The following is a 1248-nucleotide window of genomic DNA, read 5'->3' on the forward strand; positions in this document are numbered from 1 at the left end:
CTGCCCCGACCTACTGCTCGCCCTATTCAGACTCGCTTTCGCTTCGGCTCCACCCCTTAGGGGCTTAACCTCGCAGGCCAGGTGCAACTCGTAGGCTCATTATACAAAAGGCACGCCGTCATCCCGATAAATCGGGACTCCGACCGCTTGTAAGCGCACGGTTTCAGGTACTATTTCACTCGCCTTCTCGGCGTTCTTTTCACCTTTCCCTCACGGTACTAGTTCACTATCGGTCATGCAACTGTATTTCGCCTTAGCGGATGGTGCCGCTCGATTCATGCAGGATTTCACCGGTCCCGCACTACTCAGGATACGTCTCCAACAGATCCGGCTTCACCTACAGGGCTGTCACCTTCTGTGGCGCTGCTTTCCAGGCAGCTTCGATTCACCTTTTCTGTTGTGATGAGACGTCCTACAACCCCACCCGATGCAAGCACCGGATGGTTTGGGCTTCTTCCCGTTCGCTCGCCACTACTTGGGAAATCACTGTTGTTTCTTGTTCCTCTTCCTACTGAGATGTTTCAGTTCGGAAGGTTCGCCTTCCCGAAGGAATACTCTGGTAAACCAGAGTGGGTTGCCCCATTCGGACACCCGTGGATCAACGCTTCTTTGCAGCTCCCCACGGCTTTTCGCAGCTTAGCACGTCCTTCATCGCCATTGCATGCCTAGGCATCCACCGTACGCCCTTACTTACTTTTCCTTGCATGGCTTGCACAATTGCTGTGCGCCCCATACAGGCTATGAGCTCGATTTTATGTTACCTCGCATTCTATCATACTTCTCATCCACGCAAGCCCTGAAGGGGCCTGCGCTTCCTTTACTATCCAACATGTCAAAGAACATCCCGCCAGCGGCGGGATATGGTAGATTCCGGGGCGTCGATCCCCTGCCCGGCCCAGCTCAACGCGTGTTGAGTTGCCGTTCATCTTGTTGTGTCACTACATATAAATAACTGTTAAACAACCAGTCTGCCTGCTCTCCATAGACTCCGTAACGAAGAGTGGAGCTACAGGGATTCGAACCCTGGACCCCTGCCTTGCAAAGGCAGTGCTCTAGCCAGCTGAGCTATAGCCCCTTCTTACAGTACATCAGGGATCAGCGGTGCGGTGCTCAGTGGCCTTGTATTGAATACACTGTCGCACTATAAACTGTACACCTGACAACTGGTCAAGTGGGCTTGGCAGGAGTTGAACCTGCGACCTCACGCTTATCAGGCGTGCGCTCTAACCACCTGAGCTACAAGCCCAT

General features: G+C 53.4%; 2 tRNA genes and 1 rRNA gene (1 of these 3 running past the window's edge). All 3 read right to left on the reverse strand.

The window, feature by feature from the left end:
- Positions 1–700 (reverse strand): 23S ribosomal RNA (locus AABW11_RS19865); it reaches 2197 nt to the left of the window's first position.
- Between the two features lie 301 nt (positions 701–1001).
- Positions 1002–1075: transfer RNA gene (locus tag AABW11_RS19870), tRNA-Ala, on the reverse strand.
- A 97-nt stretch (positions 1076–1172) separates the two neighbouring features.
- Positions 1173–1246 (reverse strand) — tRNA-Ile (locus tag AABW11_RS19875).
- Positions 1247–1248: the final 2 nt, after the last annotated feature.

Origin of the sequence: Rhodohalobacter sp. 8-1 (genome assembly GCF_038150125.1) — a bacterium.
Taxonomy (GTDB): Bacteria; Bacteroidota; Rhodothermia; order Balneolales; family Balneolaceae; genus SW132.